Genomic DNA, 16,081 nt, shown 5'->3' with positions numbered 1-16,081 from the left:
AACGGAGTGGGGGCACCAAAGATCCCTTGATAGTGCAAACTTAATGTTGTCATTTGGCTGATGGAATAACCCTAATCAGTTTGTATTTTGACTGCTATGTTCGCTTCCTTCGATACTTATTTCTTCCTGATAGGTACAAATTTTAAACATTAATAGTATTCAAAGAAGGATATACCAAATCAATTAGCTTTTGAATACATAGGGTTATTTATTTTAAAAATGCGCCCCTCCTCAAAACCACTTTGATTTAGTTAAGGCGATAGCAATTTATGAAACGATTTAAATATGAAAATTTGAAATGAACAGAATAATTTCAATGGCAATTAACACGATAATAATAATTTCTAAATTATGGCCATGGCGGTTTTCCAGATAGCCATTAAACATATCAAAAATTTCGTTAAGGGTATCCAGTCGGTGGTTAATTGCATTCACCCTTCTTTGAATGTGTAAATAACGCTCCAGCATGGAAAAATGTTGTTCAAGTGTTGGGTGTTGCCAAAAATATTTAGGGTGATAAAGGAAGTTACTGATTAAGTTCAATTCACTTTTAGCGCCTAGAATCTCACCGATGACTTGCTGGATTTGTTTGCGGCTAATAGGCATTTCACCTTTGTGGGACAAGGTTTGAATCATTGGATTGTATTTTTCGATGAGTGCTTCAATGATGGTTTCGAAATACTGTAATTTTACTGATTGGGAAAATCCATAGGATAAGCTCAGTTTCAATTCATCACTATTGTCTTCCATGGTTAAACAATCTACGTCAAAAAAATCATGAGGTTCAATTGCCGTTTTATCAGCAATCTGATAATGGAATTCATCGTGTACTAATATGGTGACGGGTTTATCGATCAATAGTTTGATGGTGTTGAGGTAGTCATTAATTTGGTGTCTTCTAATGCCCCAGGATACGACAGTGCCATTTTTAAAGATGAACACGGTATGGTCGCTATTATTTCGCGGGGTGAGCTTTAATACATCCCGCGTTTTAACCGAGCTGTATTCATTAGAAAAATTCTTAAAGTGGTTATCTAAACGCGCTAAATCAATTGATTTGGCAACACAAAAACTTAAGCATTCCATGATAGTGATGTTCCGCAAATTAATGGGGCGTTTGCGGTATATTTATTTGTGGCAAACGCCGTGTATAGGCTTAAGTATACAATATATTCACTAATATTACACGCTCTCAGCGGTTTCCCGGCCGGTATACGCTTTTTTCCTGTCCGTTGCTCCACTTAACCATTGAGGGCAAACTTCAAGAATTTCCCCAATTTTATCCAGTTGCTCTTTATTGGGAAGTACGTGACCAAAAATCATAGAATTTGCCAGATGGCGAGTAACGCCAAATACTTTGGCCACCGCTTTGGTTTTTTCAGTCAATTCTTCTGGGAACCCCAGAGACGCTAATTCGCGATTAAAGCGTTGTGAAAACACTTTACTATTCATTTCCTCACTCCATGAAAAAATAGTTAATCCAGCACGGTATTTCTAGTGGCTGACCCAACATCTATACCTCGTCAATCCTTGAACCAGGTAAGATTGTTATAACTTATTTTTTTTTAATAGCAAAGGCTTTTTCAATAAGAAAATCAATTATTTTTCATCAGGTTAATATAATGGACGCAAGCTGTGTACGATATGCTCATTCTTTGGTTGGGGAGGTATTTTTCCTTACTCATCGTGATCGAAAAATAGATTGGTAGCAACCATTCGCGGCATGTTGGTATTTATCTAAAGTTTTATTTTTTTATCATGTTTATTACATCATTTGCATATTCTATTCCTTGAAAATAGGAGCGAGTCAGTGCTTCATTATCGATGGTCGCATGTTCCAACTGACTAAAGTTGGCCTCTTCATAGGCAATAGTGAATTTTAGCAAAGTACCTAATTCGCCTTCATGATGAAGTAAGGCTTCATTCAGAGCATCACTTAACTGGATTTTAGCCAGCAAAGAGGCCATAGAGTCATTTAGTATGGCATCAAGAGTTGATAGTATGCCTACTGTGTAGGCTTGGTGAGGGTTGGGATAGCCTGATGCTTGAGCTAAATGTTCGCACATTTTCGCTCGGATTAAAGTACGCTCCAGTAAGTCTGGAGCTACGTCATCAAAGCTGGATAGCAATAATAAACTTAACCAGTTGCGAATTTGTACTAAACCTAATTGAGTGATGGCATCGATTAGTGAGTCAATTTTTCTACCTAAGTAGAGCGAGCTTGAATTGGTTAGCCGTAAAATTCGATAACTGAGCTTGGGAATTTGCAATATAATTTTTTCAATCCGCTCAAAAGCTACCTGCTCATCATTTAATTCCGAAATCAAGCTTAAAAGATGCACTTTATTTTCAGTGATGACCTGTCCTTTTAGGGGATCTGGTTTGTTAAGAAAAAAACCCTGAAAATAATCAAATCCAAGTTCGATACAGTTGTGGAGCTGTGTTTTATTTTCAATCTTTTCTGCTAAAAACCTGCCGCTGAAACGGCGCCGCAAGGAGGCTAACTGTGCTTCAACCTGTTGCATACTTTGATTAAGCACGTCGATTTTTATAATATCCGCTACTTCCACTAATGGGATTAAGTCTTCTCTATATATAAAATCATCCAAGGCAATCTTATAGCCCTGATTCTTTAGCGTGATTAAGGAGTCGATTAAAGGTTTGTCTATGGCTATTGTTTCTAGCACCTCGATTACTATTCGTTGTTTGGGCAGTAAATTGGGTACCTGGTTAATCAGATGATTGTAGGTGAAATTAATAAAGGCGTGCTTATTTCCTATAATTGTATCCATATCCAGATTGGTAAACAGTTGGGTGATAACCGATGAGGTTGCTGCATCTCCTGAAGATTCAATCAAATTATCAATGTTTGCACTTTGTGAATCACCATTACGATACAACAGCTCGTATGCCCACACCGAACCATCCTTATTGTATATGCCTTGTCTTGCCAATAATGTTCTAAACAGTGGCTGGAGCAAATCGAATCCTTATTTGATGCGAGCCATTTATTATTAGTATATATCAATAAAAAAATAACACTCTATTTATAGCGTCCCCCACTAAGCTTTATCCTTCGCGGCCACCTTTATCTATAACTTTGTGGCCGACGGCTATAGAGCTGGCCAAATCATGATTTGGCTGGAGTGGAGGGACTACTAATAGAGCAAAGGATTTGAGCTGTTCTCGGAATTTGTTACTTAGTGGTTTTTTAATACATTGGTACGATGTTGCAACGTATCGAGCTTGCAAATCCTTAAGCCTTTTCTTGTTGCATCCTTCAACAACAATTATGAACCCAGATTTTTTTAAGTCGACTTTATTGATCCAGGGGCTTAATTTTATTGAAAAGGCTTCGAGTAATAAGGGCTTTGTTGGCAGATAAGCCGACAGATAATAATCATAATTTTCATCGCCGGCTACATACCTGATAGGCTCAGCGGTAAATTGGTTCCAATAACTCTGGGCGTCTTTCGCTAACTCATAGCTCGGGTTGTTGGTGCGAGTAAATTTAGGGGAGAAATAATTGACAGACATATAAGTAATGAGGCTTGTGCTGTGTATGGCTAGTGCCGCACACAGAAGAGGTTTTAATAGCGCTGACTTGCTCTTTAATTGGAAGAACGACATTATAGCCGGGATAGTGAATGAAAAGAGGGGAAAGCCCCATTCGGGTTGAATTTTTAAGCCAAAGACAGCAGAAAGCAGAATGACCAAACATAAAGGGGCTATACCAAGATAAACAAGATAGTTCTTCTTGGTGTTATCAAAGGGGGCGCTGGATTTAATTACGGTTTTGTTTCTCACCAATAGGCCTGTTAATACTAGTGCAGGCAAGAGGTGGCAAAGTTGCTCGTACAGGGCTTTTAGCGGGTAGAATAGATGAGTATACAAGACACTATGGTTTTGTCCTTCGTTTACTTTGCCATGAATAAATTCCAGCGTCAGAAACCCATGTTGAGCAACAGAAATAAGGTGAGGAGCTAACAACACTAAAGAAACGGCTAAGGCTAACAGTAGTTTGAATAAAAATTTATATTCAAAATGCCACACCAAATACATCAATGCGATAAAAATAATTAATGACGATTCATATTTGGCTAACAATGCTCCTGCTGTCACTATGCCTAAAAATATCCAGTCTTTCGTTTTATTCGTATGTAAACAACGGTCAGTAAAATAACCTATCATAATCCAAAAAGGCAGCATGATGGTGTTTTGATTAAATTGGAGTACAAAATTATTTAAATAATAGAGCGAGAACGAAGACAGTATTGATGCAACAAAAGCATCCTGGGTACTTAAGTAGCGTTTCGCCATGAGGAATATAAAAAAAAGACTGACTGATAAGCACAAAACGCTGGCGCTAAACGTCGCCACTTCATTATTTGCAGATATCATGCTCATGAAGCTGAGGAGCCAGGTTCCAAGTGGTGGGTGTCGATTGTAGCTCCACGACCAGGTATGCCCCCAGCTAAGGTTTTGAGCTGAGTCTGGTAAAATGGATTGGTAGCATAATGAAGGAATCAGGAGATAGATAAGTGCGAATCCCAGAAGAAACACAGCCATTAGTTGATTGAGGGTAAGCGAGGGATGCTCATGAAACAGAGCTTTTTTTAATGAAAATGAGGGGTTAATCAGATAGTTATTGGACACGAGTATGATTCTGGTTCAATGAAAGAAGTGGAGTTTATTCTATCGCAGAATTCTTGGGAAGGATTCAATGGTGTTTACTCAAAACATAAGTAAATACCTCGTCGTAATGGCGACGAGGTATTTTGGGGATTATCGGGGTTTTACATCGGTATCGGGGGAGATATCATCATAGCCAGAGTGTAAATCATCCGCCTTATCTTGTTTCGATAAGGGGGATGATTTGAAAAATCCGGATGACAATCCTGTGTTTTCTTTGATTAAACGAGTGTCTTTTTCAAATCGATCACCATTAGATTTAAATAAATCGAGTGGCGTTTTACCCGTTGCAGCATAGACAATACCTATCACTAAAAGTCCGGGTAAAACACCGGTAATGATTGTTGCGGCAATGACGGCGATTCCGGTCAGGAAGTTAAGTGTTGAATTGCTCGTATCTTTTTTAATAAGATCAATATTTTGTCCTTCTGTTTGTTCATTCTTCTTATCAAGAAACGAATAATATTCCTTTAATTGTTCCGCACTGGATTTGTTGCTCTCTAATATGCTGATCAGATTTTCGATAATCGGTTTGATTTCCACTGCATCGGCATTCAAGCTGTTTTGATAATCTTTAGTTAACTTAAACAGATCGTTAACGGATCTGGCGAGTTTCTCTTCAGTTCTTTTCGTCTGATCAGTATCTAGTACAATTAGTTTACTAAATTTTTGATTTTGAGCCAAACCCTGGTCGCTATTATCGCGCTCATAGGCTGTTTTCTTTAAGTCGACACTTAATTTCTGTTGTGCATATTGCTCTGAGGTGAGTGCGCATTGCTCTTTAAAAACACGGCCAATGTTCTCGGCTACTTTGCAGGATGCCTCGATGCCGCCGTGACCATCGTAGACACCAACGAATACAGGTGGGGTATCAGTGGTGATTGTTTGTATTGCAATCGACACATTATCTGTTGAACCATCTCTGATGGCTTGGAGCGATAATTCACGGGCTAATTCATTTGGAGGTATGTGACCTGGAGATTTCATATTGTGTAAAATATTTAGCAAATAATCTTCATGATTTTTTTTGCTTTGAGTATCGTTTCCTGCCCCGTCTGTGAAACCATCACAAGTATTAATGACTTGCATGGAGCTAATAACATCAGGATCAATACCTAGATCATTGGCTATTTTATCGATGTTGGTCACATCGATGGTTGCTTCTGAACAAACGCCATGTTCTTTTAATTGCCCAGCATTATCACCAATCGCTCTCGACACCGCCAAGGACCCATCTACTCTATGAGTACCCCAAAATATAATCCTCCCACCTGCGGCCTCTATACGTGCTTTCTCTTCTGAGTCAGATGGTTTATGGGTGACGCTGTTTAATCGGGTAACGCCTAAAGCATTACCTGCTTTATCATAGACAACAACAAAGGATGCTGCATCGGCAAGGGTTGCGGTTATAAAATTACCTTTTCCGTCATAAATTGTTGTTGCAGCTGTAGTGCCTGAGGCTAAATCGGGAGTGTCTAGTAATTGATAGCTGGTCCAAAGACGATGGCCAATTTCTACTGGAGTTAATTGCTCAGCAGTGCCTTTGGCTGTTAACTCACGCGGGCTAAGAACATGCCATGCCAAAGCATCTTCCTGACTAGAGCGTCCGCCCATTGTTTCAAAATAACCAAAACCAAACTCTTTATTTATATCTTGAACTATTTTAGCTTTATGTGGGGGTTTGGAAATAAATGCGGGCATGTTCGCTCCTAGTTAAAACTATTGTTGGTGTAATAATAATACAAATAGGCTCAATAATCCACTATTTTTGCCTATAGATGCGCAAAATGTGGTTTTTCACTACAAGCATGACTATCGTAGAATTGTACGAGGTCAGCCTGACGTTCTATTTCTGCAATCTCTTTAATCGAAGCTAAAACAGGTGATGCTTTGAAGAAATGATGAGCAGAATATGCCAAGGTACCTGCGCCACAGGCTGAGGCCGAACTCGCTGCTGCTAGTGCATTTGTTGATCCTGCCGCTATTCCCGTAAAAAAAGCACCAGGACCAGACCAGGCGCCAAATAAAAAACCAATGCCAAAACCAATTAATGATGCAATAACGGTTACGGTCAGTGCATAAGCAATGGTCCACAGAGTGTTGTACAACGCGGGGTTCTTACCTTGAATTTCTTCAGTGCAATTAGTGATAAATGCTTGAATGCTTGGTATTTTATCTTGGATAGCATTGTTGCCAAACTGATCAAGAAGAGTATTGGCCTCTTTGCCCAGCCGTTTTATTTGCGAAGGAGATAGGGTTGCATTTGCTTCATGATGCAACTTATCCAGAGCAATATATAAATTTGAATTTACTCTGCATCGGTCTCTGGCATAGAGAATGTTTTTTCGTTCTTCTTCGGCTTTAAGCAGTTTATCAGCCAGCTTTAATTGTTCTTGACGCATTTTTTCAACAATCGGCGGAGTATGTGATGCGAGAAGCCCAAACAATTCTTGAGAGCCATTTGCTTCTCTTGCTGACGTCGCCACCACTCCGATAAATTGATAATCACTAAATTGTTTTTGTGCATTATGCAAAGCATCGGGTAACGCAGTGTCATTTTTAGTTCCTACTAAAATTAAATGCGCCTCAGGATTTGTTTGTTTAAACTCAGCGAGGTCATTTTTTAGCTCGCTGATTGTTTGCGAGGTTAATGGTTTGGATAAATCGATGCAAAAAAGGCCAAAATGAGATTTTTCCTGAAACATCTTCGTTGACGCATTTTTAAAATGAGGATTTCCTGAAGTATCCCATACATTCATTTTTACCTTATTACCCCCTGAGATGCCGGGAATTTCAACCGTATTAAAATCTGGGGCGACGGAGCCAAAATAGGCCTTTTCCGCCGTATTCACATAATTTGGCACAGTCAAGTGTTTCTTAAGTTCTGTTTTTCCTACCCTAGCAGAACCCAAAATAAATGTTTTTAAGTACATTGCGTCATCTCAAAACAAAGTGGTGGGCTATTATATATCAAAGTGCTATTTATACAATCATTTGCTGTGGCCTTTTTTTAGACAATTGTGAGGAGCTAGTTAGAATTAAGTTGCTGATTTAGTAACGCTCCGTTTGTATTTAGAAGTCACTGATGGGCTGATGTGAGAGTAGAATAAAACCCGGGTGTTATCGCATCTTCTGCTTAAACCCGGGCTCAGAATTATTTGTTATTTGAATCTTTGGCAAAATAATTTAAATCCAGCTCGCGTGCCGCCTTGACATCATCCAGGCGTTTTACTGGTAATGTATGGGGGGCATCTTTTAGAAGGTCGGAATGTTCAGCAGCTTCCGTCCTGATTGCTTTCATCGAACTGATGAAACCATCCAGTTCTTCTTTGCTTTCCGTCTCCGTTGGCTCAATAAGGAGACACTCAGGAACCAATAACGGGAAATAAGCCGTTGGTGCATGAACTCCATAATCCAAAAGGCGTTTCGCCAGATCCATTGCCGATATACCAAAGCTTTTTTTCTCAGGGCTTAAGGTCAGAATAAATTCGTGAGATGCTCTTCGGTCTGGATAAGCAGGAGTAAAGCCAGCTTTTGTCAATTCTTTAAGTAAATAATTGGCGTTAAGTGTTGCATATTCAGATACCCTTAATAAGCCCTCTTTGCCTAGCACTACCATATAAAAATAGGCACGCAGTAAAATACTGGCATTACCCATAAAGCAGGACAGGCGCCCTATGCTTTGAGGATAATCCTGGCGTGTTGCCCATTGGTACTCAGCTCCGGTTTTTTTCACTACAGGAAGAGGCATAAAAGGTACCAACCTTTTACTCACCGCCACGGGTCCTGCACCTGGGCCGCCGCCGCCGTGAGGAGTTGCAAATGTTTTATGTAAATTAAGATGCATGACATCAAAGCCCATATCGCCAGGACGTACTTTACCCAGAATGGCATTAAGATTGGCGCCATCGTAATATAATAATCCGCCTGCCTGATGTACCAGTGCTGCAATTTCTTTTATTTGGCGCATGAACAATCCTAATGTAGAGGGATTGGTCAACATGATTCCTGCTGTTTTGGGACCTACTTTACTTTTCAGCTCTTCCAGATCAATGTCGCCATCGGCAGCAGTTGCTATCTCTACTACCTTAAAGCCACACATCACGGCAGATGCTGGATTGGTCCCGTGTGCGGCATCTGGTATCAGCATTTCATCTCGGGCTGTGTCACCGCGCGATTGGTGGTACGCCTTGATCATCGCTACACCGGCAAACTCACCTTGTGAACCGGCCATTGGAGTGAGCGATACGCCTGCCATACCGGTAATTTCGGCGATATTCTCCTGTAGTCGATAAAGGGATTCAAGAAAGCCCTGGCTTTTTTCTTCCATTGCCAAGGGATGGCGATTGGCGAATCCGGGCATGGATGCTGCTTTATGGACTCCACGAGGGTTGTATTTCATAGTACAAGAACCCAGCGGATAAAAATTGGTGTCGATGGAAAAATTTTTATGTGACAAGCGAGTGAAGTGTCTTACCACCTGTAATTCTGAACAGGCCGGCATTCGCGGGGGGGATTGGCGTTGAAATTCTGCCGGAATGCTGTGTTTGCTTTGGGCAATCTTAGGTGCCTGAGCCGTTGCTTGACGACTGTCTTTGGATAATTCAAAAATCAACATAATTTGCCTTCCGTTTTTTGAATAAGTTCTTTGAGCTCATCTCTGTGCATCACGGGGGTGAATTCGATAAATTGATATTCCGCAATTTCTGCCAGATAATAAGGGTCTTCCTTGAATACTGACTCTAAATGTTCCCTGTCATTAGTGGCTGCGATAATGATTCCACCAGTTCTTGGTTTCATAGGCCCAGACGCAATTAATAGTCCTTGTTTGTAATGATAATCAAGAAACTCTCTATGAACCCTCAGGTATTTATCAACTTCACTGATTGGTGTTATAAAAGTTAATTGCACGATAAACATTAGGCACCTCGCTTGGTCATGATAGCTTTTAATGCTTTTGCATAATTTGCAATGTCTTCTCCGGTACGCATTTCAGTTGCACACACGAGAAGGGAGTTTGTTAATTGAGCATAATGAGCACCCGGAGCGTAGCCCCCTGCTATCCCGACATCAGCCAGTTGCTTTAGTACCTCATCCACTGGTTGATTGAGTTGAAGCAAGGCTTCATGGAAGTAGGGTGCTTTAAATACTTGCTCTACGCCATCAATCTGAGTTAACGCATCTACCAAATCATGAGTATTTTGGTGGCATTGGCTGGCTACCTGGCGTAGTCCTTCTGCACCTAGCAGGCTCATATGGATGGCCGCAGCGGTAACCAGAAGTCCCTGATTGGTACAGATATTGGAGGTGGCTTTGGCACGACGGATGTGTTGCTCACGAGCCTGTAAGGTCAGACTAAAGCCAGTTTTACCGTCTTTATCCACGGTACAGCCTATCAAACGTCCGGGCATTTGCCTGACGTGTGCCATCCGCGTGCTTAGGAAACCAAAATAAGGGCCGCCAGACGCCATAGGAGAACCTAAAGGTTGTCCTTCGCCACACACAATATCAACACCGTGGGTACCCCAAGTGCCGGGCGGGTTTAATAAAGCCAGCGATACTGGATTGACACAGGCAACACTGATGGTTTTATTGTGATGAGCCCAGTCAGTAAGCTGGTCTACTTGTTCAAGGCAGCCAAAGAAATTGGGTTGAGCAATCACCAGAGCAGTAATGTCTTCACCAGCATATTGTTCCAATGCACTCAGGACGGTGGTGCCTTGCTGTGTATCAAAAGGCAGTGTCAGTACTTCTATATGTTGATTACGCACTACTGTTTCTATGGTTTCACGGTAATAGGGGTGTACTGTTCCTGCGATTAAAACCCTGTTGGTTTTACTGTGCTTATTGACGCGAACAGCCATCAGCACGGCTTCCGCCAGAGCAGTTGCTCCGTCATACATTGATGCGTTAGAGACTTCCATACCTGTTAATTCACAGATCATGGTTTGATATTCGTACAATAACTGCAAGGTGCCCTGGCTTGCTTCCGCCTGGTAGGGGGTGTATGCCGTGAGGAATTCGCCACGTGATGCTATATCCCACACGGCAGCGGGGATGTGATGCTCATAACATCCAGCGCCAATAAAACAGATGCCATTACGGTTTTTGTTCGCTAAATTCTGGGCTTCTTTTAACATGTCCATTTCATTGATGCCAGCAGGCATGTTTTGAAAACCGGCATACTGTAATGAGGCTGGAATTTCATCAAACAACGTTTGAGTATCACTGACGCCGATTGCTGCCAGCATCTCTTTGGTATCTTCGGGAGTGTGTGGAATATACGGCATGATTAATTGTCCTCAGCTATCTCATTTTGATATTGATCAGCGTTTAGTAATTCATTGATTTCGTTTGGATTACTTGGCTTGATTTTGACTAACCAGCCCGCGATATAAGGATCGGCATTAACAAGGGCGGGATCAGCAACCACAGCTTCGTTAACCGAAGTCACCACACCACTGATAGGTGCATAAAAATCGGAAGCTGCTTTCACTGATTCAACAACACCCAACTCTTGTCCTGCACTGACTTCATCGCCAATCTCAGGCATTTCAACAAATACCATGTCGCCTAGTAACTGTTGGGCATGATCGGTAATTCCTACGGTAACTTCATCCGAACCTGATTTTATCCATTCATGCGTTGCTGTGAATTTTAAATCATTCATTATTTTATCCTTATATTTGTATCTTTAAATTGGGGCTTTAAAATTAAATAGCCTGTCCATGTTTCACAAAACGTGGTTTACCTACTGTTGCAGGAATTAATTTCCCGCGGATATCTACCATGACCTGATCTCCTGTTTCGACAGGAACGCGTGCCAGAGCAATAGAATGTTCCAGAGTTGGCGAATAAGTGCCGCTGGTAATTATTCCATCAGCACATCCATCTATAATCACTTTTTGGCCGTGGCGCATAATGCCTTTATCCATTAAGGTCAGTCCGACCATTTTGCGCTTGACCCCTTCTTGTTTTTGCGACAATAAAGCCCCCATACCAATAAAGTCACGATCTTGTGGTTCCCATTTCACTGTCCAGGCCAATCCGGATTCTAAGGGAGTGGTGGATTCATCCATATCCTGACCATAAAGCATCATTCCGGCTTCCAGCCTCAGAGTATCTCGGGCTGCCAATCCACACGGTTTTACTCCTTCTTGTGCCAAATCATGCCACAATTGTGCAATAAGCTCCTGAGGTACTATAATTTCCAAGCCGTCTTCTCCCGTGTATCCGGTACGGGCAAAAAACCAGTTATCTACATCAACCGCTTCAAAATTAGTGAGGGTGGAAACCGCATCAACCTGAGCAGGGCTAAGAACAGTTAATGTTTTTGCGACGGCTTGCGGCCCTTGTACCGCGAGCATGGCCAGTTCACCGCGTTCTTGTAACCCTACTGCGAATCCTTCACTTTTTTGACGGATCCAGTTGATATCATTTTGTCGGGTGGCTGAGTTAAGTACAACACGATAATTATCTGATGCACGTTGGTAGACGATTAAATCATCAATAATTCCACCATGCTCGTTGCACATGCAGCTGTATAGTGCTTTGCCATTATGGTTTAGCTGGTCAATGTCATTAGTCAGCAATTTACGTAAAAACTGTCGTCCACCTGCTCCAAGAATGTCAACAATGGTCATGTGCGATACATCAAACATCCCGGCATCCTGACGGACAAAATGATGTTCATTAAGTTGAGAACCATAATGCAGGGGCATATCCCAGCCATGAAAATCAACCATTTTAGCATTGCTGGCCAAGTGGGTGGCGTGAAGAGGCGTTTTAGCAATCATTACAAATCCTTTTTTATCACTTTGTTTCAGTGATTATACCCATTGCGTTTTATTTTGCGAGATTTTGCTTTTGATTTTTCACATTATTAACGGAAATAATTATATACTGTACATTTGAGGGATTGCTTACCATGAATTGGTTTTATTCTGGGCGATGGGTTCTGGATTCCTGTTGGTTGCTTTTTCTTTTATTATTATTTCGTCATTTCTGGCGAGACAGAACCGTCTTGATGCAATCTAAAGCCTGGTTGAAGGTTAGCGGGCATATTACTCGATGTGACTGGGCGAAAATTGGGCATAGCGTTTGGCCTAAAATTGAATATACCTATCAAGTTCATGATAAAGATCTGACGGGGGAGTATCTTTTTTTAGATACCTCTCATAACAACCCGAACTCAAAATATTCCAGACTGATTGCTTATAAAGCGGCTGTTGCCTTTCAAGAAAATTCAGCCATTGATGTGTATTACAATCCTAACGCCCCAGAGCAGTCCGCTCTGGATGTTACTATTCCCAGGAAATTAAATGTCATCTTGATTTTAATTGGCCTGTTACTCTGTTTTCATATAGGCTTTATTGCGTTTTGGCTTCTTGGCTAGAACTGGTTGCATCAGGTACTTTGCATTCACATGGCGGCTCAATGACCTTGGCTTGTAAGCTGGTTATGGCAAAACCTCTTACACCTTGTCCAGATGGGGCTTCAGTAAAACCTAAAGTAATTTTTAAATGTTGCTTTTGCTGGTATTGAGGATTTTCATAAACCACCAATATGGGCATGGTTGCTAGCCAGTGAGTGGGGTCTACATCGACAATGATGGGAGGGTGAGTGGCTACCGCACTTACTACATAAGAATTTTTATTAACTGCTTCTGGCAGTTTGGAATCAATAAGTGCTTTGGAATAGTTTATCCAGCCTTGGGCCGTAAAATATTTAGCTATATCCTTTTGGCGTTGCAGGTAGTTTTTAAAATCATAAGTGTAGGTTGCAACAATTGCCTCATTGACCCAGACAGCTTGCTGCGTGCTGTCTTGAGCAGAATGTCCAGTTTGTATTGCGCCCAATAGCAGCAGGCTGGAGAAGAGCGTAAATAGTTTGTTCATGAATGTATTCTCAAATAAAGGCGATGACATAATTTCAGTGTAGTCATTTTTTAACGAGACATGTTAAAACATTTAATTATTCGTGAACAACATCTTCTTTAATACAGAGCCAACCCTATGATATTACATGAAACAGCGTTGTCGTTTTATGCTAAAAATTCAGCGGCCTTTGTTTTGCTTGAATATATAAAAAAAACCCCGGTTACAGTACCGGGGAAAATTGTGTGTCCGAATTGGATAAATTCAAACACCACCCCGCATAAAGAGGGGAAAACGGGGCAGAGTATTCGGGGGGGAATACTCATATACTTAGACACTCATTTTTTTATAAAGTTCACTATTTGTACAAAAAAATAATTTTCAGCTCTTTTACTCAGGTGTTTCAAGGCATTACTTCTATCGATTCGGTCTCTTTTGTGGTATTTTATGACGTGATAGAGTATTCAAAATGACAGTCTTTAGTCTTGAATCAAATATTATAAAGCTTTATTTTATCAATTTGCGTAAAAATTTAGTCCAAAATTTAGAATTCACTTTTGATTACACAATGTTTAACAATAGTTTGAGTCTATGAGACAGCAATTGTCCTTGGTTTTAAATTGCCAGCTGTGCCGTGCCGTATCGTATTAAAATAAATGCTACATTCAGTTTTGAATGAATAAATCGGTCCAGATTAGGCTCTGTTGACGTGTTGCTGATTCAAAGAGAGGACCGTCAAAAAATCCTAGAATTGAGGTATATAAGGCATGATCCGTAATAGTCGTTTTTATTTTGCTAATCCTGATTCCGTCGGACGATTTATTAATCGTTGGGATATGCTATTACTGATTCTGATTTTCTCCGTTTTATTCTTCTTAGGCTGGGCTGGATCGCAAATGGCCACTCCATACCAGTTAGGGGATCAGATCCCTATTTCTCTGGAGCCCTCCAATTTACCCTTTTATGCTTTACGCACTGTGTTACGGCTTTTTATTGCATTAATTTTCTCTATCATCTTTACCTTTGTTATTGGGACGCTGGCCGCGAAAAACCGCCGTGCTGAGCAAGTGATCATTCCTGCTATTGATATTCTACAATCTATCCCTGTCTTGAGTTTTTTATCAATTACGGTTACCGGATTTATTCATTTATTTCCTAATAGCTTATTAGGCCCTGAGTGCGCCTCTATTTTTGCAATCTTCTGTGCCCAGGTCTGGAATATGACCTTTGGTTTTTATCAATCATTAAAAACCTTGCCCCATGATCTGCAGGAAGTTTCCTCCATGTTTCGCCTTTCGGCCTGGCAGCGTTTTTGGAAGGTGGAGGTGCCCTTTTCAATGTCGGGTCTATTATGGAATATGATGATTTCCATGTCAGCCAGCTGGTTTTTCGTGGTGTTATCCGAAGCGATTTCTGTTGCCCATCAAAATATCCGATTACCAGGAGTCGGTTCCTACATCGCGTTAGCCATCGCTGAGAAAAATTTGCATGCTGTGGGTTATGCTATATTGACGATGATGATCGTTATCTTTCTATATGATCAAATCCTCTTCAGGCCCTTGATTGCCTGGTCTGAGAAATTTAAAGTAGAGCAATCACCGGATGAATCAGAGTATCAGTCATGGCTTATTGACTTGATTCGCGGCAGCCGCTTGATGAAACGTGTTACAAAGGGTATAGACATCATTGTTGATGCATTTATTAATGCCCGGTGGTTGAGAATAAGCGAGCCTCGGGCGGTTAGAGAAGTTGATTTTAAGAGACAGAAACGTCTGGACCGATTATGGGGGACGCTCGTCTTATTTGCCATCATAAGTGGTGGGTGGTTTTTATTAAAATTTATCCTCGCGGAATTAAAAGTCAGTGATATTTTACACGTATTTTTACTTGGCGCGGCCACCGGAACTCGAGTCATTGTTTTAATTATATTAAGTTCGCTCATCTGGATTCCTGTAGGGGTATGGATAGGTTTAAGGCCACGCATTGCCCAGAAAATACAACCTGTAATCCAGTTCGTGGCAGCCTTCCCTGCTAATTTATTTTATCCTTTATTTGTGATTGCGATTGTCGAATTTAATTTAAGCGTTGAAATATGGGTAACTCCTCTCATGATTCTGGGGACTCAATGGTATATCTTATTCAATGTGATAGCTGGAGCCTCCAGTATTCCCAGGGACCTGTACCTGGCGGCGGATAATTTTGGCTTGAAAGGATGGATTTGGTGGAAAAGACTGGCCTTGCCCGGCATTTTTCCTTTTTATATTACAGGTGCTATCACCGCTGCTGGTGGTGCCTGGAATGCCAGTATTGTTGCGGAATGGGTGAGCTGGGGTAACGTTACTTTAAAAGCAACAGGCCTGGGCGAATATATACAAGCCAGTACTACTGCGGGCGATTTTCCAAAAATAGCTTTGGGCACTGCCATGATGTGTTTGTATGTTCTGGCATTTAATCATCTGATTTGGCGCCCTCTTTATCGTTTAGCTGAAGAACGTTTTAATTTTAATTGAGGC

Annotated in this window: 14 protein-coding genes; 2 read left to right on the top strand and 12 right to left on the bottom strand. The window is 41.1% G+C overall.

Annotated elements, in window-relative coordinates; translation table 11 throughout:
• Positions 1–279: 279 nt before the first annotated feature.
• The 11 genes from Q0495_RS08345 to gcvT all read right to left on the bottom strand — a co-directional run bounded on the left by Q0495_RS08345 (position 280) and on the right by gcvT (position 12,488).
• Complete coding sequence (locus Q0495_RS08345) at positions 280–1,086, bottom strand: RMD1 family protein (protein ID WP_298624919.1); 807 nt, start codon at positions 1,084–1,086, stop codon at positions 280–282.
• Positions 1,087–1,182: 96 nt separating this feature from the next.
• Positions 1,183–1,452, bottom strand: coding sequence for a hypothetical protein (locus tag Q0495_RS08340; protein ID WP_298624917.1), 270 nt, complete (start codon positions 1,450–1,452; stop codon positions 1,183–1,185).
• 293 nt (positions 1,453–1,745) lie between these two features.
• Entirely contained in the window at positions 1,746–2,981 is a 1,236-nt protein-coding gene (locus Q0495_RS08335) for an EAL and HDOD domain-containing protein (RefSeq protein WP_298624915.1), read from the bottom strand.
• Between the two features lie 88 nt (positions 2,982–3,069).
• Positions 3,070–4,656: a glycosyltransferase family 39 protein gene (locus tag Q0495_RS08330; protein ID WP_298624913.1), complete on the bottom strand. Its 1,587-nt coding sequence runs from the start codon at positions 4,654–4,656 to the stop codon at positions 3,070–3,072.
• A gap of 129 nt (positions 4,657–4,785) precedes the next feature.
• Positions 4,786–6,393, bottom strand: a complete 1,608-nt coding sequence (locus Q0495_RS08325) for a PP2C family serine/threonine-protein phosphatase (RefSeq protein WP_298624911.1) — start codon at positions 6,391–6,393, stop codon at positions 4,786–4,788.
• Positions 6,394–6,464: 71 nt separating this feature from the next.
• On the bottom strand, positions 6,465–7,625 hold the full coding sequence (locus Q0495_RS08320; protein ID WP_298624910.1) for a hypothetical protein: 1,161 nt from the start codon (positions 7,623–7,625) through the stop codon (positions 6,465–6,467).
• Positions 7,626–7,846: 221 nt separating this feature from the next.
• Complete coding sequence (gene gcvPB, locus Q0495_RS08315) at positions 7,847–9,310, bottom strand: aminomethyl-transferring glycine dehydrogenase subunit GcvPB (RefSeq protein ID WP_298624908.1); 1,464 nt, start codon at positions 9,308–9,310, stop codon at positions 7,847–7,849.
• The gene (locus Q0495_RS08310) at positions 9,304–9,612 is read right to left on the bottom strand and encodes a YciI family protein (RefSeq protein ID WP_298624906.1); all 309 of its coding nucleotides are present in this window, start codon (positions 9,610–9,612) and stop codon (positions 9,304–9,306) included. The genes gcvPB and Q0495_RS08310 overlap by 7 nt, the downstream gene beginning before the upstream one ends.
• Positions 9,612–10,982, bottom strand: coding sequence for an aminomethyl-transferring glycine dehydrogenase subunit GcvPA (gcvPA, locus tag Q0495_RS08305; RefSeq protein WP_298624904.1), 1,371 nt, complete (start codon positions 10,980–10,982; stop codon positions 9,612–9,614). The genes Q0495_RS08310 and gcvPA overlap by 1 nt, the downstream gene beginning before the upstream one ends.
• A 2-nt stretch (positions 10,983–10,984) precedes the next feature.
• On the bottom strand, positions 10,985–11,362 hold the full coding sequence (gcvH, locus tag Q0495_RS08300) for a glycine cleavage system protein GcvH (RefSeq protein WP_298624902.1): 378 nt from the start codon (positions 11,360–11,362) through the stop codon (positions 10,985–10,987).
• A gap of 43 nt (positions 11,363–11,405) precedes the next feature.
• Positions 11,406–12,488: a glycine cleavage system aminomethyltransferase GcvT gene (gene gcvT, locus Q0495_RS08295; protein WP_298624900.1), complete on the bottom strand. Its 1,083-nt coding sequence runs from the start codon at positions 12,486–12,488 to the stop codon at positions 11,406–11,408.
• Between the two features lie 131 nt (positions 12,489–12,619).
• Here gcvT and Q0495_RS08290 point away from each other — a divergent pair, with 131 nt between their 5' ends.
• On the top strand, positions 12,620–13,087 hold the full coding sequence (locus Q0495_RS08290) for a DUF3592 domain-containing protein (RefSeq protein ID WP_298624898.1): 468 nt from the start codon (positions 12,620–12,622) through the stop codon (positions 13,085–13,087).
• Here Q0495_RS08290 and Q0495_RS08285 read toward each other — a convergent pair.
• Positions 13,062–13,589: a DotI/IcmL family type IV secretion protein gene (locus Q0495_RS08285; RefSeq protein WP_298624896.1), complete on the bottom strand. Its 528-nt coding sequence runs from the start codon at positions 13,587–13,589 to the stop codon at positions 13,062–13,064. The two genes, Q0495_RS08290 and Q0495_RS08285, sit on opposite strands and share 26 nt — an antisense overlap.
• Before the next feature lie 749 nt (positions 13,590–14,338).
• Between Q0495_RS08285 and Q0495_RS08280 the strand changes: the two genes are divergently transcribed.
• Positions 14,339–16,078, top strand: a complete 1,740-nt coding sequence (locus Q0495_RS08280; protein WP_298624947.1) for an ABC transporter permease subunit — start codon at positions 14,339–14,341, stop codon at positions 16,076–16,078.
• Positions 16,079–16,081 lie beyond the last annotated feature (3 nt).

The organism is uncultured Legionella sp. (assembly GCF_937871865.1).
Taxonomy (GTDB): Bacteria; Pseudomonadota; Gammaproteobacteria; order Legionellales; family Legionellaceae; genus Legionella.
The sequence above is the reverse complement of the archived record's forward strand: the minus strand, read 5'-3'. Positions and strand labels throughout refer to the sequence as shown.